Annotated in this window: 19 protein-coding genes and 3 pseudogenes; 15 read left to right on the top strand and 7 right to left on the bottom strand. The window is 44.8% G+C overall.

Annotated features, from left to right (window positions below):
* From JCM10512_RS22625 to JCM10512_RS19855, 4 genes and pseudogenes are all read right to left on the bottom strand, one after another.
* Positions 1-3,671 (bottom strand): annotated as a pseudogene (locus JCM10512_RS22625) (helicase-like domain-containing protein); the annotation flags it as partial.
* A complete protein-coding gene (locus tag JCM10512_RS19865; protein ID WP_044165577.1) occupies positions 3,658-4,125 on the bottom strand; it encodes a DUF1896 family protein in 468 nt (155 codons plus the stop codon). The gene JCM10512_RS19865 and the pseudogene JCM10512_RS22625, both read right to left, overlap by 14 nt.
* A 148-nt stretch (positions 4,126-4,273) precedes the next feature.
* A pseudogene (locus JCM10512_RS19860) lies at positions 4,274-6,384 on the bottom strand (type IA DNA topoisomerase).
* 31 nt (positions 6,385-6,415) lie between these two features.
* Positions 6,416-8,293 carry a DUF4099 domain-containing protein gene (locus tag JCM10512_RS19855; protein ID WP_244437368.1) on the bottom strand — a complete coding sequence of 626 codons (1,878 nt, stop codon included), beginning with the start codon at positions 8,291-8,293 and terminating at the stop codon, positions 6,416-6,418.
* Between the two features lie 6 nt (positions 8,294-8,299).
* Here JCM10512_RS19855 and JCM10512_RS23140 point away from each other — a divergent pair, with 6 nt between their 5' ends.
* Both JCM10512_RS23140 and JCM10512_RS19850 read left to right on the top strand, forming a co-directional pair.
* Positions 8,300-8,449, top strand: coding sequence for a hypothetical protein (locus JCM10512_RS23140; protein ID WP_183209588.1), 150 nt, complete (start codon positions 8,300-8,302; stop codon positions 8,447-8,449).
* 177 nt (positions 8,450-8,626) lie between these two features.
* Positions 8,627-8,818, top strand: a complete 192-nt coding sequence (locus tag JCM10512_RS19850) for a hypothetical protein (RefSeq protein ID WP_044165575.1) — start codon at positions 8,627-8,629, stop codon at positions 8,816-8,818.
* Between the two features lie 74 nt (positions 8,819-8,892).
* Here JCM10512_RS19850 and mobC read toward each other — a convergent pair.
* Positions 8,893-10,901 (bottom strand): annotated as a pseudogene (gene mobC, locus JCM10512_RS19845) (conjugal transfer protein MobC).
* Between the two features lie 233 nt (positions 10,902-11,134).
* Between mobC and JCM10512_RS24380 the strand changes: the two are divergent.
* From JCM10512_RS24380 to JCM10512_RS24370, 8 genes are all read left to right on the top strand, one after another.
* Positions 11,135-11,500 carry a DUF1016 N-terminal domain-containing protein gene (locus tag JCM10512_RS24380; protein WP_244437367.1) on the top strand — a complete coding sequence of 122 codons (366 nt, stop codon included), beginning with the start codon at positions 11,135-11,137 and terminating at the stop codon, positions 11,498-11,500.
* Between the two features lie 92 nt (positions 11,501-11,592).
* Positions 11,593-12,168, top strand: coding sequence for a PDDEXK nuclease domain-containing protein (locus tag JCM10512_RS24375; RefSeq protein WP_244437365.1), 576 nt, complete (start codon positions 11,593-11,595; stop codon positions 12,166-12,168).
* Between the two features lies 1 nt (position 12,169).
* Positions 12,170-12,652, top strand: a complete 483-nt coding sequence (locus JCM10512_RS19835) for a DNA cytosine methyltransferase (RefSeq protein WP_081741556.1) — start codon at positions 12,170-12,172, stop codon at positions 12,650-12,652.
* Between the two features lie 98 nt (positions 12,653-12,750).
* On the top strand, positions 12,751-13,488 hold the full coding sequence (locus JCM10512_RS19830; protein WP_044165584.1) for a DNA cytosine methyltransferase: 738 nt from the start codon (positions 12,751-12,753) through the stop codon (positions 13,486-13,488).
* Entirely contained in the window at positions 13,472-15,007 is a 1,536-nt protein-coding gene (locus JCM10512_RS19825) for an ATP-binding protein (protein WP_044165573.1), read from the top strand. Before JCM10512_RS19830 ends, JCM10512_RS19825 begins: the two co-directional genes overlap by 17 nt.
* A gap of 10 nt (positions 15,008-15,017) precedes the next feature.
* The gene (locus JCM10512_RS19820; protein ID WP_244437363.1) at positions 15,018-17,171 is read left to right on the top strand and encodes a Z1 domain-containing protein; all 2,154 of its coding nucleotides are present in this window, start codon (positions 15,018-15,020) and stop codon (positions 17,169-17,171) included.
* 71 nt (positions 17,172-17,242) lie between these two features.
* Positions 17,243-18,232 carry a PD-(D/E)XK motif protein gene (locus tag JCM10512_RS19815; RefSeq protein ID WP_044165572.1) on the top strand — a complete coding sequence of 330 codons (990 nt, stop codon included), beginning with the start codon at positions 17,243-17,245 and terminating at the stop codon, positions 18,230-18,232.
* The gene (locus tag JCM10512_RS24370) at positions 18,229-19,998 is read left to right on the top strand and encodes a hypothetical protein (protein WP_244437361.1); all 1,770 of its coding nucleotides are present in this window, start codon (positions 18,229-18,231) and stop codon (positions 19,996-19,998) included. Before JCM10512_RS19815 ends, JCM10512_RS24370 begins: the two co-directional genes overlap by 4 nt.
* Before the next feature lie 19 nt (positions 19,999-20,017).
* Here the strand turns inward: JCM10512_RS24370 and mobB are convergent, their stop codons facing one another.
* The gene (gene mobB, locus JCM10512_RS19805) at positions 20,018-21,232 is read right to left on the bottom strand and encodes a conjugal transfer protein MobB (RefSeq protein WP_369346509.1); all 1,215 of its coding nucleotides are present in this window, start codon (positions 21,230-21,232) and stop codon (positions 20,018-20,020) included.
* Positions 21,233-21,316: 84 nt separating this feature from the next.
* Entirely contained in the window at positions 21,317-21,751 is a 435-nt protein-coding gene (gene mobA / locus JCM10512_RS19800; RefSeq protein WP_044165570.1) for a conjugal transfer protein MobA, read from the bottom strand.
* Positions 21,752-22,542: 791 nt separating this feature from the next.
* Here mobA and JCM10512_RS19795 point away from each other — a divergent pair.
* The 5 genes from JCM10512_RS19795 to JCM10512_RS19775 form a co-directional block, all read left to right on the top strand.
* A complete protein-coding gene (locus tag JCM10512_RS19795) occupies positions 22,543-23,295 on the top strand; it encodes a ParA family protein (protein ID WP_044165569.1) in 753 nt (250 codons plus the stop codon).
* Positions 23,296-23,301: 6 nt separating this feature from the next.
* The gene (locus JCM10512_RS19790; RefSeq protein ID WP_044165568.1) at positions 23,302-23,730 is read left to right on the top strand and encodes a DUF3408 domain-containing protein; all 429 of its coding nucleotides are present in this window, start codon (positions 23,302-23,304) and stop codon (positions 23,728-23,730) included.
* 22 nt (positions 23,731-23,752) lie between these two features.
* Positions 23,753-24,067, top strand: coding sequence for a DUF3408 domain-containing protein (locus JCM10512_RS19785; protein ID WP_052517314.1), 315 nt, complete (start codon positions 23,753-23,755; stop codon positions 24,065-24,067).
* Between the two features lie 63 nt (positions 24,068-24,130).
* A complete protein-coding gene (locus tag JCM10512_RS19780) occupies positions 24,131-24,817 on the top strand; it encodes a hypothetical protein (RefSeq protein ID WP_244437358.1) in 687 nt (228 codons plus the stop codon).
* 161 nt (positions 24,818-24,978) lie between these two features.
* On the top strand, positions 24,979-25,179 hold a 201-nt coding region (locus JCM10512_RS19775), incomplete at its 3' end, for a DUF4134 family protein (RefSeq protein WP_044165578.1).

Below are 25,179 nucleotides of genomic sequence, written 5' to 3'. Positions count from 1 at the left end.
CATCAACAAATAAATGGTCGATGCCCATCAGCCTGAAATCCACCGCATCGTCCTTGCGGGTGACGATTTGGTGGGTAATCCCTTTCAAGCGGGCTTCGAGGTTGGTTTTCCGTTTTTCGACACCCCTGCGCATAAAATTGGAAACTTCCCCTCCCTTATTACGCAGCACTTCTAAATTTTCTTCGACCGAATCCAACTCCTTTTGCAAGATGTCGCGCTGGATTTCGGGCGACTGCGGAATCATCCCGAACTGCTCGTGGGTCATTATCACCGCGTCCCAGTTGTTATTTTTCATTTCGTTAAAAATGCGGGTGCGTTTGGCAGGGGTAAAATCCTCCTTGCCCGGATAGAGTACCTTCGCGTCCGGGTAGGCGGTACAGAAGGTCTGCGCTATCTCGTGTACGTTGGCTTTCAGGGCGATAATCATCGGCTTGTTAGCTAATCCCAGCCGCTTCATTTCCATCGCCCCGCAACACATAATCAGCGTTTTACCTGCGCCGACCTCGTGGTCGCAGATACCGCCGCCATTGGTTTTGAGCATCCAGACGGCGTCCTTCTGGCTCTTATACAGGTCGTCGATGCCCAGCGCTTTCATGTCAAGTCCCGGAAAGGTCTGGTGGCTGCCGTCGTACTCCGGTCGGGCAAAACAGTTGAATGTTCGGTTATAGAGGTTGGCCAGCCGGTCTTTGAACTCCGGCGACTGCTGGCGCAGCCAGTCGGAAAAGCCGTTACGGATTTCGTCGATTTTGCTGTTCGCCAACTGTATGGCCTGCCCGTCGGGTACTTTGACTTCCTTGTCGCCGTCCTTGATTGTCTTGGTAATGTCGGGCGTGGTGTCGTGCATGGCGTGGCGCATCAGGCAACGCCGTCGAACAGGCGGTTTTCGCTGCGCACGCCGTATTTTTCCGTGATATTGGCGTTCCGGGAGCGGGCATTGAGGCTGAACTCGTCGCGGCTGGAGGCGTATGTTACCTTTACATCCGTTTCAAAGAGGTACGAAGCGTATGCGGCGTAAATGCCGGTCGGTATCCACCTTTCGCCGAAATTAAAATCCAAATCGTCGAAGTCAATCGGCTTGGGCGCGGCTTCCCGTAAGGCGGCCAGCGATTCTTTGGCGGCTTCGTGGTCGGAATGGTTATCGATAAACTTTTGTACCTCGTCCGCTTTGGAAATGACGTTTCCGGCGATAAACTTGTCGGCAACTTCATAGCCGCCCACCAGCGGATTGAAATAAACTTTACCTTTCAACTCCGACAGCAAACCGTCTTCTGCCGTTCCGGTAAGCTGTGCCATGTATTCCAGATTGACCTTGCCGTGCTTGTTGAGCGAAGCGGCCAGCGCGTCGCGGGCGTTGTCGGCATGGGTAATCTCGCGGTTGTTGAAAGCTACGGGACGCTCGAAAATATCCGCCTTTACCGCTTTGCCCTCACGGTAACGCTCCAGCGAAAGAATTTCCCGCCCTCCGGCGTCCATTTTAATCAGGTCAAGATTCTTGGGGTCGTTCAGCTTGCCGAATTTTCCTGTAAAATCGTCGTACAGTCGGTTGAGCATCTGACGCAAAGCAGGATTTTCCCGTAGCGTATCGGCTTCGTTCAGGTAGAGGTGATGGTAGGTATCGCGGATTTCGATGTAGAGCGACGCCCGCTTCCCCTGCTGCGCTGAAAGTTCCAGCGGATGGAACATGGGCTTAAAACCGTTCAGGTCGCGAAGATAGCCGATGTGGTTGTCGTCGTTCGTTACCAATGAACCCTCCTTGTAATGCTTTGGCAATCCCTGCTCCGGCACGGTAAAGGGTACAGGCTTCATCCGCTCTTCCCGTTCCGCTTCCCTTTTGAGGTTTTGGGGCTGTTCTTCCTTCCGGGCATCGGCGACAGGATAAACGGGCTTGGGGTCTGTTTTTGTTTTCTTGGCTTGCCTTTCCGCTTCTTTCCTCTTTTTAGCGGCTTCCAGCATCAATTCTTCCCGCCAGTCCAACGGCGCACGCTCATCTTCCTTTTTTGCGGATTTCCGTCCCTGCCTTTCTTTGGGCTGTGGTATCTCCATCCGGCGGCGGGAACGGCTGTTTTTGGGTTTGATTTGTGTGCGTTCCTCGGCGGACAGCCCGAACAAATCATACAGCGATATGAGCTGTTGGTTTTGGATGTTGTACGCCGGTTCCTGTTGCTTCGCCTCCGCAGTCGGCTCCTGGGATTGTGCCACAGGCGGAACCGGTTCGGAAAAGTCAAACTGCAAAGAAGTTTGTGTTCCCGGCGGCGTGTATTGCTGTTCTTGCGGCTTTTGCTCCCTTACTGGGGAAAGGTCGTCATCCGACAGCACGTCGTCAAACCCCAGCCTGTTTTCCTCCCAATCCAGTTGGGCTGTACTTTTCCGTTCGGAAAAATCTTCCGGGGTGGCTTGCATAAACAATTTCCTGTCTTTTTCCTTGTTGCTTCTACCATTTCGCCCATTTCCCGCCAGTCCTGCGCTGTGGGCTGGTAGCCCCGGCTTTGGGCGGCGGATTGCTCTACCTGCGGGGCATGTTTTTGGTACAACTCCATATCCAGATGCTGCAAAAAATCTTCCCGTAACATACCGCGTAATTCGGCAGCGATGGAATCTACGCCACCGGAGTGGATAAACTCCATCGCCGGTTTGCCGTAAGGGTCGGTTCCTACTTTTACATTGTCGTGAATTACACGGTCGAAATTCTGGAACAGGTTATTAACCGGTATGCCGTTGGTGAGCTTCCTGCTGGCGATAAAATCTTGGCGCCTTTGTGAGAGTTCCTTAACACCTGTTTTCTTCTGGAGGATAATCAGGTCGCTGCCCACTTCCGTTCCGGCATGTTCCGTAAAGAGGTTGTTCGGGAAGCGGACGGCGGAAACCGGTTCGCACCGCTCCATCAGCCACTCGCGCACGGGGCGGTTGCTTTCGGAGTTCAATACGCCCTGCGAGGTGATGAACGCCACCAATCCGCCTTCGCGGACGCAATCGACGCCTTTCATAAAGAAATAGTTGTGGATTGTGCCACCGGCCAACTTGTGCGCCGGGTCTTTGGAATAAAGGTAAGCCGGATCGAAAACGGCTACGTCGCCAAACGGGATATTGCTGGCGACTACGTCAAAATAGCCGTTGTAGCGGGGTTCTATATTTTCAAATCCTTCTATCCGCACTTTCTCGGTGGGATTCAGGTGTGAAAGGATTTTACCGGTCAGCATATCTTTTTCAAACTGTGTTGCTTCGCAGTGGGGATTCGGTTGTCTGATAGCCTCGGAAAAGATACCCGTTCCGGCGGAGGGGTCGAGCAGGCGCACCGGTTCAACGCCGCTTTCTTTCAAGGCCGCCGCCAATGCGTCCACTACACCCGGTGGGGTGTAAAAGGCGGACAGCACGGAATTTTTCAGGGAACTTACATAGCGGTTATACTGCGGCGCGTTTCCCGCTCCCACGCGCAATATGTCGTGCAACTGTGTAACCAGCGGAAACAGTTCGCTGTCGGTTTTCGTCCATTGCTGCACGTCTTCCGGCTTGTCGGCGGGATTCAACACGGCTTTGATTCCCCCGAAACCGCACCAGGTTTCCAATATTTCCCGTTCGGCGGGCGTTGCCTGCCGCCCTTCTTTTTCAAGGTCGAACGCTATGCGTATCGCCCCGATATTGTCCCGAAGCCGGGCTTTCTTATTGAACGCCATCTTCGAGAAGTGTTTGGATTGCGCCCGTCAGTTCCGTGTAGAGTAACCTGTACTCCTGACTATCGGCGAAATCGTCCGACAATGTGTATTTTTCAATTACAGCCGAAAGGCGAGGCAGTAACTCTATTGCCAATCCTTCGGCCAACTCAGGGTCTATTTGGCTACCGCCGATCTCCGATTCGTCCGCAAACTCGTCCCAAAGGATGGTTACAATGGTACGGTAAGGAGAGAAATGCAGTCCGGCATAGAGGATTTGGGAGGCGGTTTCTCCGGCCTCATCGTGGGTGTGGCCGGATTTTATGGCTTCGCTGTACGCCTGGGCTGCCGCATCGCCACGCGAGGCGATAAATTGTTTGTCGGCGGCTTTGTCGGGATGCGAATCGCGTAAATAGGATAACAGGGAGAGCCGGAAATAGGACATTTCCACGGCTGTGGATTTATTATTTGCTTTCATCTTTTGTTTTTTTAGTGGTAAATAAATGGAGGGAAAGGAAAAAGCGACCGGAGCCCTGCCCCGGTCGCCACCACTAAAAAAATCCGATGTCAGGCAATTATCCCTAATTAGCAAGTCATAGATTCTTTCAGTGGCAAAGTTAGCGAATTTACTTGTACTTACCTTTTTTCCCGCCGCCTTTGTTCTTATCTTCAAACTCGAACACGGTTTTGTAGCCGGCGTCAAAAGCGACAGCCGCATCGAACGGTTTTCCGGTCTTGCTGCCGGTAAAGCCTTTGATGATACCTGTTTTACCGTTCGTCAGCAAGGCGGTAAACTGCGTATCGGTCAAATCCTTTTTGGCAATGGTGCGGAACACGGTAAGTCCGCAATGCTCGTTATTGCATTTGGCGACTTTCGGATAGAACGTTACTTTCCCGTTCTTACATTTCGGACAGTCGCAACAGGGACGGTCGTCCTGCCGTTCAAAAGCGATGCCGAGCAATTCCGTGGTGATTTGCGAAGCGTAAACCTCTATCGAGCGGTGGAACGTAGCTGCATCCATTTTTCCTTCACCGATTTTGGCAAGGGCGTGTTCCCATTGGCCAGTCATTGCCACATCAGCGATTTTCTTGTCTTTCACGGCTAAATAGACCACCAGTCCTTTGTTTGTCGGAACCAATGCTTTCTTCTCTCGCACGACGTATTCCCGTGCAAACAGCGTTTCAATGATGGCGGCGCGGGTAGCGGGCGTACCGATACCGGCGTCTTTCATCGCTTCGCGTTCTTCTTCGTTGGTACATTCCTTGTCTGCCGATTCCATCGAACTAAGTAAACTTGCCTCTGTATGCAACGGACGGGGCTTGGTCTGTTTTTCCAACGCTTCTGCATCACAAATAGGAAGCATCTCGCCTCCGGCGAGTACGGGCAGCGTGATAACGTCTTCGTCCTGCGCTTCTTCATCGGTGGCGTTAAACACAGCCAGCCAGCCGGGAAGTAGCGTTACGCTGCCTTTTGCGACAAAGTGTACGCCGCCTGCGTCGAGCGAAACGGCGGTGTTCTCTTTGGTGCAACGATTGGAGAATGATTCTAACATTCGACCAGCTATCATGTCATAAATCGTCCGTTCATCTCCGGTTAATCCGTCCGCCGGATCTCCGGTGATGATGAGCGCGTGGTGGTCGGTTACTTTCTTGTCGTCCACGCAGCGGATATTGAGTACGATATTATCCATTGAGGCGGCATAAATTCCGAAACGCGGATGGTTTTTCAGCGTGGCGATCAGGTGCGGTATCTCGTCCAGCACATCGGCGGAAATATAACGGGAGCCTGTGCGTGGATACGATATTTTTTTTGCTTCGTATAAGGCTTGGGAAATGTTCAGCGTTTTGTCGGCTGAAAAACCGAGCCTGCTGTTGGCCTCCTTTTGAAGCGTGGTCAGGTCATACAGCAATGGCGGTTCCTGCTTCACCTCTTTCTTCTCGACACCCGTAACGCGGACGGTTCCGGCAGCCTTTACCTGTTGCAATGCGTCATCGGCTGTGGAACGGGTATCGTACTTGTCCACCGACAAAACAGCAAACGTTGTAGCATCTTTGGCTGTGTGCAGTTTCAGTTTGAAATAAGTCTGCGGCTTGAAGTCCTTGTTTTCCAGATAGCGGCTGCATATCATCGCCAGCGTCGGGGTTTGCACTCGACCGAGCGACCACGAGCCGCGCCCGGCGGCAATCGACAGGGCTTGCGAGGCATTAAGTCCGACTACCCAATCGGCTTGGCTTCTCGCTTTAGCTGACAGGTACAAGTTGTCATAATCGCTGCCGGGACGGAGATTCTGAAAACCCTCTTTGATGGCCTTGTCGGTCAGCGAACTGATCCACAACCGCTGGTACGGACAAGTACAGCCGAGATAATCATAGATGTAACGGTGGATTAACTCGCCTTCCCTTCCGGCGTCCGTGCAAATGATAATGCCGTCGGCTTTGGAAAACAACTCTTTGATGATTTTAAGTTGCTTCATCACGCCGGGGTCGTTCTTATACTCCTTGCCTTCTTTGACTTGTCGGGGAACAAGTATAAATTCCTTCGGGAGTATCGGCAGGTTCTCCCGTTGGAAACCCGTGAAACCGTAGCTTCGGGCATGGCAAGCCCCACAAGGTGGCCGAACGCCCAGGTTACGGCATAGCCGTTACCTTCCATATAACCGTCTTTTTTACTGGTTGCGCCGAGTATGGCGGCTATACTTTTAGCCACGCTCGGTTTTTCTGCTATGCAAACTTTCATCTTTTGATTTTTTTAGTGGTGAATAAATCTGTTACATTTTATGCCCGGCGCTTTTCCGGGGCTTGGCGGGCGATTGACGCTGCTCCTGTTGCTCTTTCTTTTCCGCCTGCTTCCCGGTGGGCTGGGTCTGGCCTTTCTGCAATGGCTCGGTCGAGTGTTTGGTCGCCTCGTTGGTTTTGCCCTCGTTGTTCACGGCAATCTGCGTTTTGAAGCCCTCGGCGGGTTGCGCCTGCTTCTTGGCCTGCACCTCTTTCCATTGGTCGGGCGGCAGGCTGGTATGGCGGATGCGTCCGGCATCCTGATCCGGCCACACCCAGGCGTTGTACTTCTGTCCCTTCTGGTCGGTGGACTCCACCTGCTTCGCCCCTTCTTCCTGTTTGGGTTTATTGTTCTGGTTTACCATCCCTTCTACCCAAACAGGTTTATTTTCGCACAGGGTTTTGAATTGTTCGCGGGTGAGTTCGACGCCGCCCTGCACGGGACGCACCCATACTTCGCCGACCTTGCGGGCTTTGAGCGGCTGATTGTCGTCCTGTTCCGTTTTCTGTTCCGCTTTCGCCGCCCGTTCCTGTTGGCGTTGCTGACGCTGTTCGGGCGTAAACAGGAAATCGAAGTTCTTATTCACGGCGTTGTACTGCACGATGCGCGTAATCTTGCCGCCGGGTTCCTCGCCGGGGCGTTGCTTCTTGTCCATGTTTTCGACCAGCACGCCTTTACCTGCTTTCAACCCGTCCTGCTGTTCCTGGGACAGTTCAACGCCTTTCAGCATTTTCGGGATTTGGATTTCCGATAGCGGAACAGCCTCGAAGCGGTTGGTGATCTTATCCAGCGACACGAGCGCCGGGACTTTTTCGCCGCCGGGGGTCATTTCCAGTTCAAAGACACGCCCGCCGTGGCCGGTAGCGGTGAGTTGCTTCCGGTCGTCGGGAGAGAACATGACGCCCATAAACGGCTTTTCAAAATCGGGCTTTTCCTGATAGGGATGCGTCTGGATTTTGATTGTGCCGTCGGGCTGCTGCTCAAAGGACAGGCGGGCTTTGGCCTGCAACTCTTTACCGTCAATCTCCATGCGGATTTCGAGTAGTCCGGGCGACTTATGCCCATAAGACATGGCTTTAAGTGAATCCTGCAAGTTATCGCCGGTCAAACCGTACTTTTCGACCTCTTTCCATTCGAGCTTGTTCAGGTCGAGCGGCTGGTACTTCCCCTGCGCCTGTTCCTGCATCTTGCCGTCAGGCGTTACACGGTACGGGTCGAGTACCTTGTCCTCCGGGTTGATCCTGATGATTTTGTCAAGGAAAGCCGCCATCATATCGACCGCTTTCACGCTGACCGCGTAAATACCCGTGTGCGACGGGGTTTTGAACTGCGCCGCAAACTTCTGAAAAAAGTTCTCCAGCGCATTGCCGCGCGGGTCGATCTTCAGGAAACTGTCGGCATTCTCCTTTGTGGGATCGACCTTTTTCAGTTGGCCGTCCTTCCCTTCGGCTACGGCTTTTAGCTTTCCATCTTCGCCCTGCGTCAAAATGACTTTCGGGTCATGTTCCTGCGCCGCGCCCATGTAATCCTGGGGGCGGACACGGCATGAGGTAATGTATTCGGGGTTTAACTTGCCGCCAATAAGCCCCGCCAATATATTTACTCCCATTTCCAGCCCGTTTACGCTCATTTTGTAAAACTCCGTGCCGGAAGGGTCGCCGCTCCGGGACATGAAGCTTTGGAAGAATTTTTCCATGTCGCCGGAATTTTTCCCGACGGTCAGGAACATCCGTTCGTTCCTCATCGACGGTTCGACGGTCTTGATTTTCTTCCCGTCTTCGCTCATGCCTGTGACGGCTTTCAGCCTGCCGCTCTTTTTGTCCTCGACAAGCAATATGTCGCGGTCGTAATTAATCTGTTTTTCTGCCATAAATCATTGATTTTTAAGTTCCGCATTACTATTAATGCGGAACGAAAGTACGCCTGTCTTGCCGTATGGCAAAGGGATTTCAGGTGGCTGGCAGCTTGTGGCGCCGGTTTGGAAGCTTGTGGCGTTGAAGTATTGGTTATCAATGTTATTCCTTGACATTTTTATTATCCATACCAAAAAACACTGTATATTTGTAAGGTAATTATTCAAATGGAGCAAATGAAAAGAACAAAACGAAAGTTGGAAAATTATAAAATAGGGCTTGTGGTGTCCTTTTAAGCCGACAGGGATACCAAAAGCAAAAATATATGTTGGCAAAAAGGAGATTATATTATGGGAAGCGGCAACAATCACACGTATGATGAAGAAAAAGGAACTGTACATCATACGGATTACAATGATGATGGCAGACATTCTTTTGATTATGATCCTCTTACAGGAGACATAACCAATGACCACTCTGTATCTAACGAGAATCAGGATGAAAAAGAACAATGGCCTGATTCAAATATGTGGGATGATTAACCTTCTGGGCTGAATGTTCAGTAACACAAAAAGAGGATGTATCTGGCTTTTGACACATCCTCTTTTTGATATTTTTATTCCTGCTTCGGCAACAGATGGCACAGGTCTTCATCGTTGCGAATACGCTCCAACTCATCGGCGACGATCTGTTTCGTTTCAGCTTTAATGCGGTCGTAATTCTCCTTAATCATTTCTTTCATACGGTCAACACCGTTTTCATCTACAAAATTGGAGATAACCGGAATTTTCCTGTATGCTTTTGTTTCTGCGGCCACTCGCTCGTTATCTACTACGATTTCGCAGTGGAAAATCTTCTGCTCTATCCGCTCGTCGAAGTTGTCGGCGACCGCCCCGACAAACATCCCCTGCGTCAGGTTGCTGATTTTCGACGGAGGTATCAATGAATCCATTTGGGTAGAAATAGAGGTCGATTTGTCCTGCCTGTTAATGGTCATCGACTGGCGTTTCTGCAATACCTTCCCGAAGCGGTCGGACAGGGTTTTGGCCGTATCGCCGACCACCTGCCCAGAAAAAATATTGCCTACCGTGTTCATCACTACGGCAGCTTCCTTATCGCCATAGTCGCGTTTTAACTGGCTGAAATCTTGAAAACCCAACAACACGGCCACTTTGTTGCTTCGGGCGGTGGCAATCAGGTTATCCAATCCTTTGAAATAAATCGTCGGTAATTCGTCAATGATAACGGAAGATTTGAGTTGCCCTTTCTTGTTAATCAACTTCACGATACGGGAATTATATAACCCCAATGCCGCGCCGTAGATGTTCTGCCGGTCGGGATTGTTACCGACTACCAATATTTTCGGGTCTTCGGGGTTGTTGATGTCAAGGGTAAATTCATCACCCGACATGACCCAATACAATTGCGGGCTTATCATTCGGGAGAGCGGGATTTTGGCTGACGCTATTTGCCCCATCAACTGATCGGCAGCACCACCTAACCACGCATCCATAAAGGGACTAAGGTAGTTTTCGAGGTCAGGATACGAAGTAAGTATCGGAAAAATATCTTCGTAACGCTTGTTCAAAAACTCTATCGCATGGGGGAACGTGCAATACTTCCCGTCCTGATAGATGCGCAGATACCAAATAATTGCTGCAAAGAGGATTATCGGTGATTCGACAAAGAAATCGCCCTGCTTTTGCACCCACGTTTTGTTCAAATTTAACATTATTGTATAGGCTGATTCGTAGGCGTCCGATATATCGTCCATGAAAGAGGGATTAATCGGATTGCAGCGGTGAGAGCGCGAAGGGTCGTCGAAGTTTATCACATAAAAGGTCGGGACTTTGGCGTAGCCTTCCCGGTTGTTCAGCAGGTGATTGTAGGCGATGGTCGATAAGTCGGGAAACTTGAAATCGTAGATATAACCGGTAAATCCCTTCTCAATCTGTTGTTTTATGAACTGGTTTACCACGGCATAAGACTTGCCGGAACCGGGAGTACCCAGCACTATCGCCGCCCGGAAGGGGTTTACGATGTTTATCCAGCCTTTCCACATTTTCTTTTTGTACCAAAAGCGGGTAGGCAGGTTTACCGAATATTCGTTTACCATTAACCTGGTTTCCTGCATGAAACTCTCGTTCTCCGTGTTAAACACGTCGTCCATCAGGTTGTTTTTCAACAAGCGCGACATCCATATCCCCGCCATGAGTAAAAGAATATAGCCAACGGTCATGGTAAAAATATACAATCCTGCGTTGGCTACCACCGGTAGCGGCGAAGCAGTAGCCACCAGTTCAGGAAGAAGAAAACGAACCCTACGCCCAGGCAGACGTAGATTTTATTCCAGGTTATTTTCTCGTCTTTGACACCCTTAGTTCCCAAACAGGACAGGGCGAGGAATACCACTGCAAAGATTTTCGTCCACAGGATGGAAGTGAACAATCCGGCGGTGCGGTTGAAACCCAGCAGGATTTTATCGACTACCCCGATGTTGATTCCCCATTCCTTAATTGCTCCGTAGCAAAACCAGTATATGTTTATCACTACGAATAAAATACTTAACGCCCGCATAAAGTCCATGACTTTTGCCAGGCCTCTCAAATCATCTTCTTGTTGCATAATCAATTTGTTTTTAATTGTTTGACAATGGATTGAAAATGCGAAAGTAGGAAGACAACAACATCCCGGAGCTATATTTTAGGGGCGTGGCAGTTTGTGGCATCGGAATGGATGCTTGTGGCGTTATGGTTGATAATCAGCAGGTATAAATACTATGATAAGCCGGGAATAAATCGTACCTTTGCCTGCAAAATAAAATCGGGTCGCACTGCGACCCGAAATACATGCAGTATATGAAAGAATTAGTATCATCGAACTTTTATAATGATGTAAAAAACATCATCATCAATGCCCGGAATAAGGTGTATCATTATGCCAACAGCACAATGATATATGCTTATTGGGATATAGGGGAACGTATCATAATAGAAGAACAGGGAGGTAAAGAACGTGCAGATTACGGGAAGAAAATACTGCATGAGCTTTCCCTGAAACTCACGGAAGACTTCGGTTCGGGATATGATGAGCGGAATCTGCGTAGGATGAGGCAATTTTATCATATTTTTCCAATTCGGGACGCACTGCGACCCGAATTGACATGGACGCATTACCGTTCGTTATTAATGGTTGAAAATGAGACGCTCGCCAATACTATTTGAGAGAATCCGTTGAACAAAATTGGGGTACACGCGCTCTTGACCGTCAGATTTCGTCATTGGCATACGAACGGATTCTTTCTTCTCAAAATAAGATGGAAGTAAAAAAGTATGAGGATACAATAGCAAAGGAAGATTGTTTAACCCCGCATGACATAATCAAAGACCCTTATGTATTGGAGTTTCTTGATTTACCCTCCAACACTGACTTTTACGAAAAAGATTTGGAAAAGGCGTTAATTGACAAGTTGCAACACTTTATGCTGGAGCTTGGTAAAGGATTTTCGTTCGTTTCCCGGCAACGCAGGTTCAAGGCTGAAAACGATAACTATTTTGTCGATTTGGTTTTCTACAATTACATTCTGAAATGTTTCATATTGATAGACCTCAAAGTTGGTTCCCTAAGTTATCAGGATATAGGACAGATGGATTTCTATGTTCGTTATTATGAGGAGAATATCAAAACCAATACGGATAACCCAACGATAGGGATTATTCTTTGCACGGAGAAGAACGCTACTATCGTAAAATATTCTGTTCTTCATGAAAGCCAACAATTGTTTGCTTCCAAATACAAACTTTACCTGCCTTCCGAGGAAGAACTGGCAAAAGAACTTGAAGCAGAACGCAGGCAGATAGAGACCAATATAACTGAACAAGCAACCGATTAAGATGAAATTTATAGATTTATTTGCAGGACTTGGAGGATTTCATTTAGCACTCGAAAAACTTGGGCATAAATGTGTATTCGCAAGCGAGATAATTTCCGAATTACGAGAACTATACCAGACTAATCATGGAATGGAATGTAGTGGGGATATAAATGCTATAAAAATAAAAGATATACCCAAGCATGATATTTTATGTGCTGGATTTCCGTGCCAGCCATTCTCACAGGCGGGATTTCAAAGAGGATTTGAAGATGAAAAAAGCGGAAACTTTTTTTATAAAATTATGGAGATATTGGAACATCATAAACCGGAGTTCGTATTCCTTGAAAATGTTCCTAATCTGAAAACACACGATGGAGGAAAGACCTATGAGATAATTCATACAACGCTTGAAACGCTTTATGATGTAAGAGAAGACATTATTTCACCTCATTATTTTGGGATACCTCACATCGTACTCGTTTTTATATTGTTGGAAGACTGAAAAAAAAGGGAGGACTTAAGAACTTCCTATTTCCTAATCATGATAAACGCCCGGAATGTAATATTAATGATATAATTATCCCAGACGATACAGACTATATGACTTTGAGAAAGGTTACTCTCAATCATATAGTGGTATGGCAAGAATTTTTAGACTTGCTTGTTAAGAATAAAGCAGAGTTACCAACTTTTCCTATTTGGGCAATGGAATTTGGTGCAACATATAAATATGAAGGCATTGCACCTTATTTTCAGAAAATGAGGGACTTTGAAGAAAAAAAAGGTAAGTTTGGAGAGAGAATAATAGGGAGTTCAAAGGATGATTACTTACAATGCTTACCTATTTATGCACAAACTAACAAGACGGAAAAAAATCGAAATTTTCCAGATTGGAAAAAACAATTTATTCGTCAAAATAGAGGCTTTTATGAAAAAAATAAATCATGGATTGATGGTTGGATTGACAAAATAAAAGGATTTGAAAATAGTCATCAAAAGTTCGAGTGGAATTGTGGATACGAGGAACACCCTACAATTAATGATAAAATTGTGCAGTTTAGACCTTCCGGCATTAGGGTGAAAAGACCAACTTTTTCTCCTGCATTGGTTTTAACAACAACTCAAATTCCGATTTTCCCATGGATAGTGACACCAAAAGGTGAGATTGGCAGATATATGACTCGCAAAGAGGCGGCAAGACTCCAATGTATGGAGGATTTGAAGGAAGTGCCTGATACCATAGCCGGAGCATTTAAAGCTTTTGGTAATGCAGTTAATGTTGAGGTTGTAAGAAGAATCGCAGAACAACTTTTAATAGATTATGAAGCAGATAAATAAAGTTTCCATAGCTCTGAAACCAAGTGTTTACAGTACTTTTCGCGCTTTAAACAACACGGTTTCATTCACGTTGGGTGAATACGTTGATAATGCGGTACAAAGTTATCTGGACAATAAAAATGCATTATTATCCATTAACCCTCATTACAAATTAGAAATTCAAATAACTGTTGATTGGACGGCGAAAACAATTCTTATAGTCGATAATGCAGCAGGTATTGATGCAAATAATTACGAAAGAGCTTTTGAACCAGCTCATGTTCCATTGGATGTAACAGGACTCAATGAGTTTGGCATGGGAATGAAAACCGCGTCTGTTTGGCTGGCCGATAAATGGTGCGTGTACACTAAAGCTTTATGGGAACCAGTAGAACGATTTACGGAATTTGATTTACAAAAGGTTACAAGTGAAGGTAAAGAGGAGTTGATTGTAATTGAAAAGTCCAAACCACAAAATGAACATTATACAAAAATTGTTCTCTCTGGTCTTTCGAACCATGCGCCTACACCTAACCAGATGGATAAAATTCGTCGACATTTATCCAGTATTTATCGTAAATTTATTCGAAATGATGAAATTGATATAGTTGTCAACGGCGAAAAATTATCTTATCCGAATTATGAAATTCTTTGTGCTCCTTATCACAAAACTCCAGATGGAGAAAATATTGTATGGAGAAAAGACATTGACTTTGAGTTAGGGAATTATAAAGCCAAAGGTTTTATCGCTTTGCTAAAAACAATGCAAAACGGAGCCAATGGACTTGCTCTTTTACGTCGTGGCCGAGTTATTCAAGGTGGTGGTGAAGAAAAGTATCATCCACAGGTTCTTTGTGGACAAACAGGTTCTCCTCGATATAAACGCATTTTTGGAGAACTTGAATTAGATGGGTTCGATGTCTCTTTCAATAAAAACGGTTTCCGTGACGAAGACGATTTATATGCCTTTATGGAAGCCATAAAACAGGAACTTACAGCACCCGAATTCGACCTTCATGGACAGGCTGAATACTTCCGGCAAAAAACGAAAGAGGATAATACAAAGATTGCGAAAGAGATTACTTCCACACTGAAAAAAGAGACAAAGCCCCGTGAACTTACGAAGAAAGTTCAAGAAGCAGAAACGAAAGTTCAAAATGCTCAATATGTAGCACAATCGGAAACATTAATACAAAAAGCAGAAACATTGGATAGCCATGCAGAAGCTTTTCAACTTAATGGAATAAACTACACTTTACGAGTGGATTTGGTCACGGAAACAGCAACTGATACACTCTACTCGGTTACCCAAGAAAATACAAGTCAATATGATAGTGCGAACAGTAAAAGAATCGTATGCAAAATCAACCTTGCTCATCCTTTCTTTACTCGTTTCGACCAATTTAAGAGAGCAAATAATTATCAGCCGATTATTGCAATTTTCAAATCGCTTGCATTGTCGGAAATCATGGCTCCCAATAGAGGAACAACTTTTGCTTCCAATATAAGATTATTATTCAACCAGTATATTTTAAAGTAACATTGGCGATATGGAAATCCAGATAATATCAACAGGCTCATCCTCAAGTTTTGCTCCGATTATTGGAGAAAAGACAACAGAACTCATGGAACGATTTAAACGAAAACTCGACCAAGAGGAAGTGGATAATCTTATAACAGAAACGACAGAGATATTATCGCACTGCACCAATCCGCATTTAGATGAGGCACAGTCCGCTACAAATCTTGTTGTTGGGTATGTACAAAGTGGAAAAACAATGTCTTTTACCACGTTATCAGCTATGGCTAATGATAATGGATTTCGAGTGATTGTCTATTTTGCAGGAACCAAAACAAATCTATTGACGCAAACAACTAAACGACTGCGTAAAGATCTCATCAATAATGGAGCTAATAATCAATTCTACAAATTACACGAAAATCCATCTCTTGAAGAAGTCCAGCGTATACGAAATGAGTTGCAAATAAGCACAAAACCTACTATCCTAATTACTGTTTTAAAACATTACAAGTATATTAATGCATTAGCAGATATTTTTAATTCACAACAAGTAAAAAATGTGCTGAAAAATAATGCCGTTCTTATTATTGATGATGAGGCAGACCAAGCCAGTCTTAATGGTTATGCTTATAAAAACAGTAAAAAAGAAAGTCTATCGGAAGAATGGGAAGAAGATGAATATACGACAACATATCGAAGTATTTTGCATTTAAGGAATTCTATTCCTAATCATTCCTACATCCAATATACGGCAACCCCACAAGGGCCATTGCTTATTAGCATTCTGGACTTGCTATCGCCAAAACATCATACTGTTTTGACTCCGGGGAAACAATATACTGGCGGTAAAACGTTTTTTATAGACAAGCCCGGATTAGTTTTGACAATCCCTGATGAACAAGTTTATAACAGCAAAAAGAATCCGCTTACTCAATGTCCAAAAACACTTGTTGATGCTTTGCAGATTCACTTAATGAATGTAGCCTTAGTTGTCTGTATCTTTAAAAAAGAAAACTACCTCTCCATGATGATTCATGCAGACAAAGACCAAGATGCAAGCCGTACCTTTTACATTTGGGTTAAAAGTCTGATTGATATGTGGACGGAAATGATTAATGCTGATGAAAACGACTTGGCAAAAATAGAATTAGTTGAATCGTTTCGTCAAATTTATCCCGAAGTTATTCGAGAGTATGACAAATCTACGGATATAATACCTTCTTTTGAAGAAATATTAACTCAGTTGCCCGACGTTATATTTGATACAAATATTGAATTGATTATAAGCAGCAACAAAAGACAAGGCGATAATAAAGAGGTTGATTGGGAAGGCAGTCCATCCCATATCTTAGTTGGTGCGGAAATGTTAAATCGTGGATTTACGGTAGAAAATCTTGCCGTAACTTATATGCCTCGTTATAGTATTGGCAAATCTACTGCCGATACCATCCAGCAACGTTGTCGCTTCTTTGGCTATAAATGGAACTATTTAAAATCATGCCGTGTTTATCTTCCGACAGATACTTGTATTGAATATGCAGAGTATGTAGAACATGAGGAAGAAATGCGAAAATGGCTTAAAGAAAATACAAATCTTGAGGCCGTGGAGCAATTGTTAATTATTTCGCCACGTTTAAATGCTACTCGCAAAAACATCCTTTCAATTAATACGGTACAAACGAAACTTAACGGATGGCGTAAAATGAATGCATTCCAAATGATTGATGAAAATATTCGTTTTGTAGAACAGTTTATTACGCAAACAATTTTTGAAAATGATAAAGATTATGGTACTACTGATCGTAACCACCGGTTTGCAAAATTACCCATCCAGCAAGTAATTGAATTTCTTTCAAACTTTAAGTTTTCAAATATGCCGGATACGGCTCGTAAGCAAGCGACTATGCGATACCTGAAATATCTTGCTTCAAAAGAAAATTCACCATTGGAACATGCATATATTATTCAGATGGCTTATGCAGGAGAAGCTCGTGAACGTGCTTTCGATGAACAAACAATGAAATTAACCACTAATCTTCACTCAGGCGCTCAGTTTCAGGTAAAGAGGTCTATCCTGGTGATGCAAAAATTTGTTTTGAAGATTCGATTTGTATTCAATTACATAAAGTTAAACTTAAATGTAATTCTATCCGTTGGGGCGGGAAGGTCGCTTATACATTAGCGATTTATTATCCCAAAGATTTTGCAATCGACTATGTAGCAACCGAAAGTAAAAATGAAGAATAGAAAATCATGAAACAGTCTATATATAAAACATTTGCAAGATTACAACAAAAAGAATCTGTTCGTAAAGATGTTTTCTTAGCTGCTACATTGCCATTTACGAAAAAACATAAGATTGGGATTTCATCGGAAGGATATCCCATGTTTTTCATCGAATGTACTAATACATTGCATTTTTCGGATATTAACCTCGAATTTATTTCGATATTGTTTAGCCGAACTTGTCGCTTATCTGAAAGCGATTCGAAACAAACAGAGAATATTTATACAATCATTTTGTTGAAAACAGGGAATAGTGACTTTCAGCAATATTTTATCGAAATAGTATGTGTTGTATTGGAACAATTACCGGAAAGTCCTTCCCATGAACAACTCAAGAAGGAAATTCAAAAACTGATAGAGTTATTCAGTCGCTTTAATCGTCCACCACGAAAAACCATACAAGGATTATGGGCTGAATTGTTTATTATTGAGCGAGCCAAAGTTCCCGAATATCTAATCCAATCGTGGCATACCTCTCCCAATGACAAGTTTGATTTCAATGATGGGTACGATAAAATAGAAGTTAAAAGTACCTCCACTGTTCGACGAATGCATAGTTTTTCTCTTGAACAACTCTATCCTAATCAAAACTCAAATCTCTTAGTCGCTTCTGTATTTGTTATTCAAACAGGGCAAGGTAAAAATATTTTTGACCTTAAAGATTCTATTTGTAAGCGAGTCCAAAGTTTGCAGTTACAATTCCGACTAAACGATATTCTATCTCAAACGCTTGGGAATGATTTTGACAAAGTTTTTGATGTCTATTTTGATTACCAACAAGCATTAGATACGCTCGCCTTTTACAATTTTAAAAATATTCCGACAATCAGTAGTGATAACATTCCTGAGGAAATAAATAATATTCGTTTTGATTGTGATTTATCACATATTATATCTGCAAGGAGTGATGAGTTCATTTCTACGGAAAGTCAATTATTTAAAAGCATACAGATATGAATAGAATAGAGAAAGTATATCCTGAAACGCTTTTACAGTTGATGCTCGATGTTTTGAAAAGTGCACCTCAATTCTTTTATATTAGAGGTACACAACCGTTTTTAATGTTATTTAGTGGAAAAGAGTATTATGTCTATGTGAAAAATATGTCATCAGCATATTTTAATGAACGACCAGACACCACTCGTGCTCAATTACCTATTCGAGAAGAGTTTGAAGAAATAAAAACTTCTTCAAGCCCATTTGTATTTTTAGGATATGACCAAGAAAATGACGTGCTTATTTGTTGGAACTATCACATAGTCAAAACACGTTTAAATGAAAGGAAAAGCGTTTCTTTCTATTCTCGAAAGTTTTTTCAAGAAGAGGTTACCAAAGGTTCATTTTTACAAAAACGTTTGAAAAATGGAGATGAACCTATTCTTTTTAAACGGAAAGACTTAGTTGAGTTTTTCACGAGAATCGAAACATTTTTCACACCTGAAAATGAAGAACCAGACACAGATATTTTGCTATTTGACGAAGAAAAAACAAATGAATCCGATAATGTAATAGCCGTTGCACCCAATAATCCATACGTCGTCAATGGGAAATTGCTCAAAATAACAGATACAGAACTGAAAGAACAATTGAAGCCCATTATCCAAACAAATCATATGCTACAAGCATTGAAAATGGCAGAACAGTTTTATTCGGGACAATTTCCTACTATGAAATTAAAAGATTGGCATGAGCTAATTAAAAATATAGATTTTGACGAGCTTGATGAAATACATGAACAAATTGAGATACAGCCACAAAATACAGATATTGTTGAACATCATAAAATCCAATATATTGATTTTATGTATTCACAAAATAAATCAGAAAGTATCATAAGGCGGTATGTACATGCTGTTTCCGGTATTCTTACAAATTTAGTTAAGGAATATTATTCTCCACAAATAAATTCAATATTTGATACTGTTAATATATCCATGTTGCAGTATTGGGCTGATAGTCTTTCTATGAGGCCGGATTTTAGAGAGTTTAATACATTGAAGCATCGGGTTTATTCATGTGCATTGAATAAGTATATTGAATATGCAGAATCATTAACTGCAACAGAACCCCTATCTATAAGTCCTAAGCATTGCGAATCGTTATTTATGCGATTTATGCAAGACTCTGGTTTGTCGGAAAATTCGGGGAGGTATTATATCCAAGCTCTTAATGGTCGAGTAACCGAATGTATAAGAAAATACCTAATGCCTGCGATACAAAATATTTTTTCCATTACTGATATACAGTTGCTTTATTCATGGTCGCAATTTCTTCATCGAAACCAAGATTTCAAAGAAATGAATAATGTTGGTAATCGACAATACAGTTGTGCATTGAGTAAGTATATTCAGTTTGTAGAAACACTTGTTGATGAAAATACTGAAAGTGCGGTACTAAAGAATGAAGGGAAAAGAAAGTCACATATTCTTCGTGTTACTTATCCCAATGGTCGTATAGTGGAAGAAAGAATGGTTTATAAAACATTAATGGATGTAATATCCACTGCCGGAGCAGCAAGAGTAAAATCTTTAGGAATAATGTTGAATGGAACAAACTTAGTTTCCGACACCATTATTCCACGTTATGAGATATCACAGAAACCAATAGGAGACGAACTGTTTGTTATGACTTGTTCTGATACGGCTACAAAAAAGTCTATAATACAACAAATCTCAAATGCTTTTAATATGGGATTAAAAATAGAGGAAATTTCTATCATCTAAAGATTTTATAGAGAGTATTTTACATCTGCCTCCCATACCTCCGTTTTTTCTTCTTCTTTCGCAAGGGCATAGGCTGGTTATCATCATGCTGCCCCGGCTCCGGTGTCAGTACCGATAGCAAAGTTCCGACGGGCGAATTATCCCCCGAATATCCTTTAGCCGATTGCGGTTGTTTTTCTTCATGGGCGGTTTGCATCGACGGATGCGGATTCTCACGAACGGGTGTCGGCGTAACCGATTGCAGATCCTCACGGCGTTCTTGTGGCTGTGAAAAATCTACGAACCGTGCGGAAAGCGCATTGGCTGAAAACTCCTTACCCAACGCGGAGCCATTCAATACCGTGCGGCTGTTATGGTCGATAAACGTTACCCCGAACAAACGTCCTCCATTACCGTAGCGCAATAGCACGTCAATACCTTTCTTCTGCAAGTTCGCTCGAAACTCGCTTCCTGTGCGGGCTTTCGTCATGGACACAGAAACGGTAGCGCGGGTATCAGCAACAATTCCCTTTGCTTTGATTTCCTCGCCTGATTTTTTCATCGTTTGCTCCAATGCCTCGATACCATATTGCTTGCCGAACAGGGAAGATTTCAGCGGTTTGCCTACACGGTTACCATCGGCGTCCAACGCCGAATACACCAATCCCGTGTATTGGTGTCCCTGATTATTCCCCTCGACTTTCTCTACTCCTATATTATATAAGGAAAGTAACGCCCGGTACTCGCCGAGAGATTGAAATTTATACATGCTCGTCAAAGGCTTGATAGCATTGGCGACTTGCTTTTTCAGGTCGCTGCGCGAAGCATCTACCGGAGAAAGCTGCCACGTCTCGCCCTGCTTCCTGTCTTTTGGGTGCAGGCCATATTTCTTTTCAAGGTCATCGGTAATCTTCCGGCTCCGTTCAAAATCCTTTTTGTCGCTGATTAATGAGCCGTCGCTGCGGACACGGGTAGAAACAATGTGCAAATGCTGGCGGTCTATGTCCTCGTGTTTGAATATCATGTAGGGCTGGCCACCGAAACCCAGCTTCTCCATATACTCCCGTCCGATGTCGGCTAATTGCTCATCGGTCAGCTTATCTTCCGGGTGCGGATTCAGGGAAATATGGATAATTCCGCGCGTAGTTGTTACCTGCGGGGGCATCGCGCGTTCAAAGTCCCGCATACAATTCCCTACGGAAAACTGCCCGTCGGCAGGAACAAAGACACGGTTCGTTTCCAGAATCTTACCCAAACCCGCATCAATTTTCTCCTGATTGTAGCCAACGCGCCGTACAAATTATTCCCTATGTGTATATCCGCAACCATTTTTTAAGGACTATTCAGGCAAACATTCTTTCTTGAACTGCTCGCACAACTGCAACACTTCGCGCCCGATTTTCGACAATTCTATCGTTTCCTGCTCCAGTTTATAGAGCATCGTGAGCGCTTTTTTCTCGCCGAAAGTGGTGTGAAGTTGCTTCACCACCTGATTGTAATTCACGCCGACGGAACGAATTTGCCCGTACAAAGCGGACAGTTTCATCACAAAATCGACCGCCGAACTGTCGGTTTTTATCACGCGCAACGCCTCGCCGAAGATACGGGCAAGGATAAATCGCGCCTTCGAGCGGACGCCCGACTGCTCGTACATGGTAAGGAACTCAGCGTATTGTTCGTTGGAAAAACGCACCATTACGCAGTTTTCCGCCGGGTCGCTCTTGGGCGGTCTGCCGCCTTTTCCCCGTTTACGGGGTTCTTTACTTTCATTCATAACACGGATTTTTAAAGTGGTTCATAAATCCGTCACGGCGGGTGCAGTATCGCCCAAAACTACCGACTTCGGAGGCAGTTTCCCCTCTGGAAGAGCAAGGGATTTCCGGTAACGGAAATCGTTTCGAGTTACTCGAAACATACCTTGCTATTTGCCCAGACGCAAATGAAAATCTGCCCACAGTGGCAGCTTTTGTTCCGGCTTCGCCGAAAGAAAAGTCTGCACGTCAAAGGGCAGTTTGGGAAGGGGTAACTAAACCTTAAAAGCGACCCTGCACTCGACCGTAACGTTTCATGCTGCAAAGTTACGGGCATATCTAATGCGCTGTGTGTCACCGACCGAAGCCACTCGACGCCACAAGCTGCCACCGACCCTAAACATGGTGATTACCTCAAAAAGAAGGCTTTCCTTTGCCGCTGAAAACAATTTTAAAAGAACATGTAAACGCATAAAATTTCATGTGTTTCAAACTTTAAAATCGGATAAAAATAAATCAACGAAAATTTCAAAGGGTGTTTATTCCAAAAATCAAAAGGATAAAAAGACAGATGAATGAATGAGCGGATAAAAGGGTGCGGGATTATCGGATTACAGCGATAATACGGTAATACGATGAAAAATTAAAATAGCAATAAAAGAATATTTAAATATTTATCCTTTTACTTTTTTATTCAAATAAGGCTGTATATCAACGAATAACATTTTGAAAATTCGTAAAAGTAAATAAGCGAATAGAGAAACATAAAAATAAAAAGTTAAACAACCGATTGTATAATTAAAACAATGTTCAAATGAAAAAGAATCCTGTTTATGTGGCCTTTGCCACGCAAAAAGGGGGAGCAGGCAAAACTACCCTGACCGTATTGGTCGCAAGCTACCTGCATTATGTGAAAGGCTGCAACGTGGCTGTAATCGACTGCGATTACCCGCAGCACTCTATTGTCGGGATGCGGGAACGCGACCTGGTTTTAGCTACGAAAGATGAACACTACAAGGGCATGGCCTATGAACAGTTTACCCGGCTGGACAAAAAAGCATGGCCTGTTATCGGCAGCAGTCCGGAGGAAGCCCTTGCCGACGCCGACTACCTTGTCCCACAGGGTAATTATGATTTCATCTTCTTCGACCTGCCCGGCACGGTCAATAACAAGGGCGTGTTAAGCACCCTGTTGAACATGGACTACATCATAGCCCCCATTGCCGCCGACAGGGTGGTCATGGAAAGTACGCTGGACTACCTTATCGCCTTGCGTGATCAGGTAAAGGCTGTTGGTAAAACCCATATCAAAGGGACGTACCTGCTGTGGAATATGGTCGATGGCCGCGAAAAATCGGAACTGTACGACGTTTACGAGGCGGTTATCAGGGAATTGGAATTTACGATCCTTCAAACGTTTGTCCCGGACAGCAAGCGTTTCCGCAAGGAACAAAACACCGGTCACAAAGCCCTGTTCCGCTCTACGCTGTTCCCTGCGGATAAATCGCTGGTGAAAGGTAGCAACATGGACGCGCTTGTCGATGAACTGTTGGGAATCTTAAAGTAACAGGTTATGGCAAGGGAAAAAATTGAAGCGGACGAAGTTTCTTTCATCCATCAGGTAGGCAACCGTGAGAGGCCGTTGAAAGCCTCCATGGAGCAGGCGGAAGCGCCTAAAACGGCAATTGCACCCTTACCGGAAGAACCGGAGGAGGTAAAGGAGCAGGAAGCGCCCCGCGAAGAAACCAAACGGCGTCGTGGTAAGGCACAGGATTACAAATCCCTTTTTGTAAAAGAGGTTGCCGGGGGTAAGGCGCGTGTAAACAAGGTGGTGTATATCCGCAAGGAACACCACGACCGCATCCTGAAAGTTGTACAGGTTATCGGCAAAAACGAGGTTTCCCTGTTCAGTTTCCTCGACAATGTGCTGGAGCACCATTTTTCAACCTTTCAGGGCGAATTGAGCGAATTGTATGAGAACAGTATCGACAAAAGTTTTTAATCAACTAATAAAGACAAAGAAAATGAAAAAGATAATAATATTCGGGCGCAGCAAAAGTTCACAGGGTACGCCGGCCGACAAAACCGCTCCGGCAGTAAAACCGAAGACGGCCTATACCGAGAGGTTCCTTAAACCGAAGGAATTTAAGGAACGGCAGTCGGTGTATGTCAGTAAGGAAATACACAAAAAAATCGTCCGCTTCGTCCATGTCCTTGCACTGGACGGCATACAAATAAGCGTCGGCGGCTTTATCGACAATATCCTTGCCGAACACATGGAAGCCCACAAGGAAGATATAGCCGGGCTGTATGTGAAACAGTTGAGCGGATTAAAGTAGGCCATGATACGGATATTTATTACAGCCATCGTGCTGTACCTGGTTTTCCTCGCCTGCTACCTCGTGTGGGAACGGTCGGTAAAACGGAAAAGGAACGCGGCGAAAAGACCGGCGTTCAACCCGTTCAAGGCATCCCCGAAAGAGGACATCATCGGGAAAAGCGGCTTCGACCTGCGCCACTCGCTGCCACAAGCTACCACGCTGATTAAAAGCGAAAAACGTGAAGAAAATACGCCTACATTTGCTCCCGAAAACTCGAAAGAGGAAAGCTCGAAGACTCCGGCAGCGATTCCTCCCTCCGAGTTGGACAAGGTCTTTTCTTCGGGCGGAACGGATGATCCCGGCGAAATAGATTTAAGTTTCAATGACGAGCCGGAGGGATCAGCATCCGACGGTTACGAAGACAACGTAGATTCCGAAGAAAGCGGGGAAGCGGGGGAACCCGCCGGGGCAGGTATGGCGACCGGGGTAAACTTCGACGATTTGTCGGGCATGGTGAAAACGGTAGAAAATCCCGAAGCCGCCAGTTCCGGACAGCGGGAAGATGCCGGGCGGGTGCTGGCAGAGGTCAGACAGACCGATATGTTTGAACAGGTCGTATCCGGCGAACCGAAAAAGAAAGCCACCGCCGGTAAGCTGATGGATGACTATTTTGCCGCCTACCACCGTCGCAAGCGGGAAGCGGGCGAAACAAACGATGAACCAGGCGTGAAAGCGCCCAAAGACTTTGATCCGCGGGCATTCGCATAGTGATTAACAATTTAAAAAAGAGGTATGAAAGAAAGAGATTACGGTTAGCTCACGGACGCCAACCACTGAAAAAATTCGAGAAAGTAAAAAAAGTAATTATCCACCGGCGGCGTGTGGGGACTAATCCCGCCCCATGCCCGCCAAATTAAAAAAAATTAGCAATGACAAGGAAAAAGATTCTTTTGTCGGCAGCCCTTCTTATGGCTGCCGTATCTTCCGCCCTGGCGCAGGGCAACGGCATCGGGGGCATCACCGAGGCCACCAACATGGTAACTTCCTATTTCGACCCCGGCACAAAATTGATTTATGCGATTGGAGCCGTGGTCGGGTTAATCGGAGGCATCAAAGTGTATAACAAGTTT

Origin of the sequence: Bacteroides reticulotermitis JCM 10512 (assembly GCF_000517545.1) — a bacterium.
Lineage (GTDB): Bacteria > Bacteroidota > Bacteroidia > Bacteroidales > Bacteroidaceae > Bacteroides > Bacteroides reticulotermitis.
Note: the sequence above shows the minus strand (reverse complement) of the source record. Positions and strands in the feature narration are given on the sequence as shown.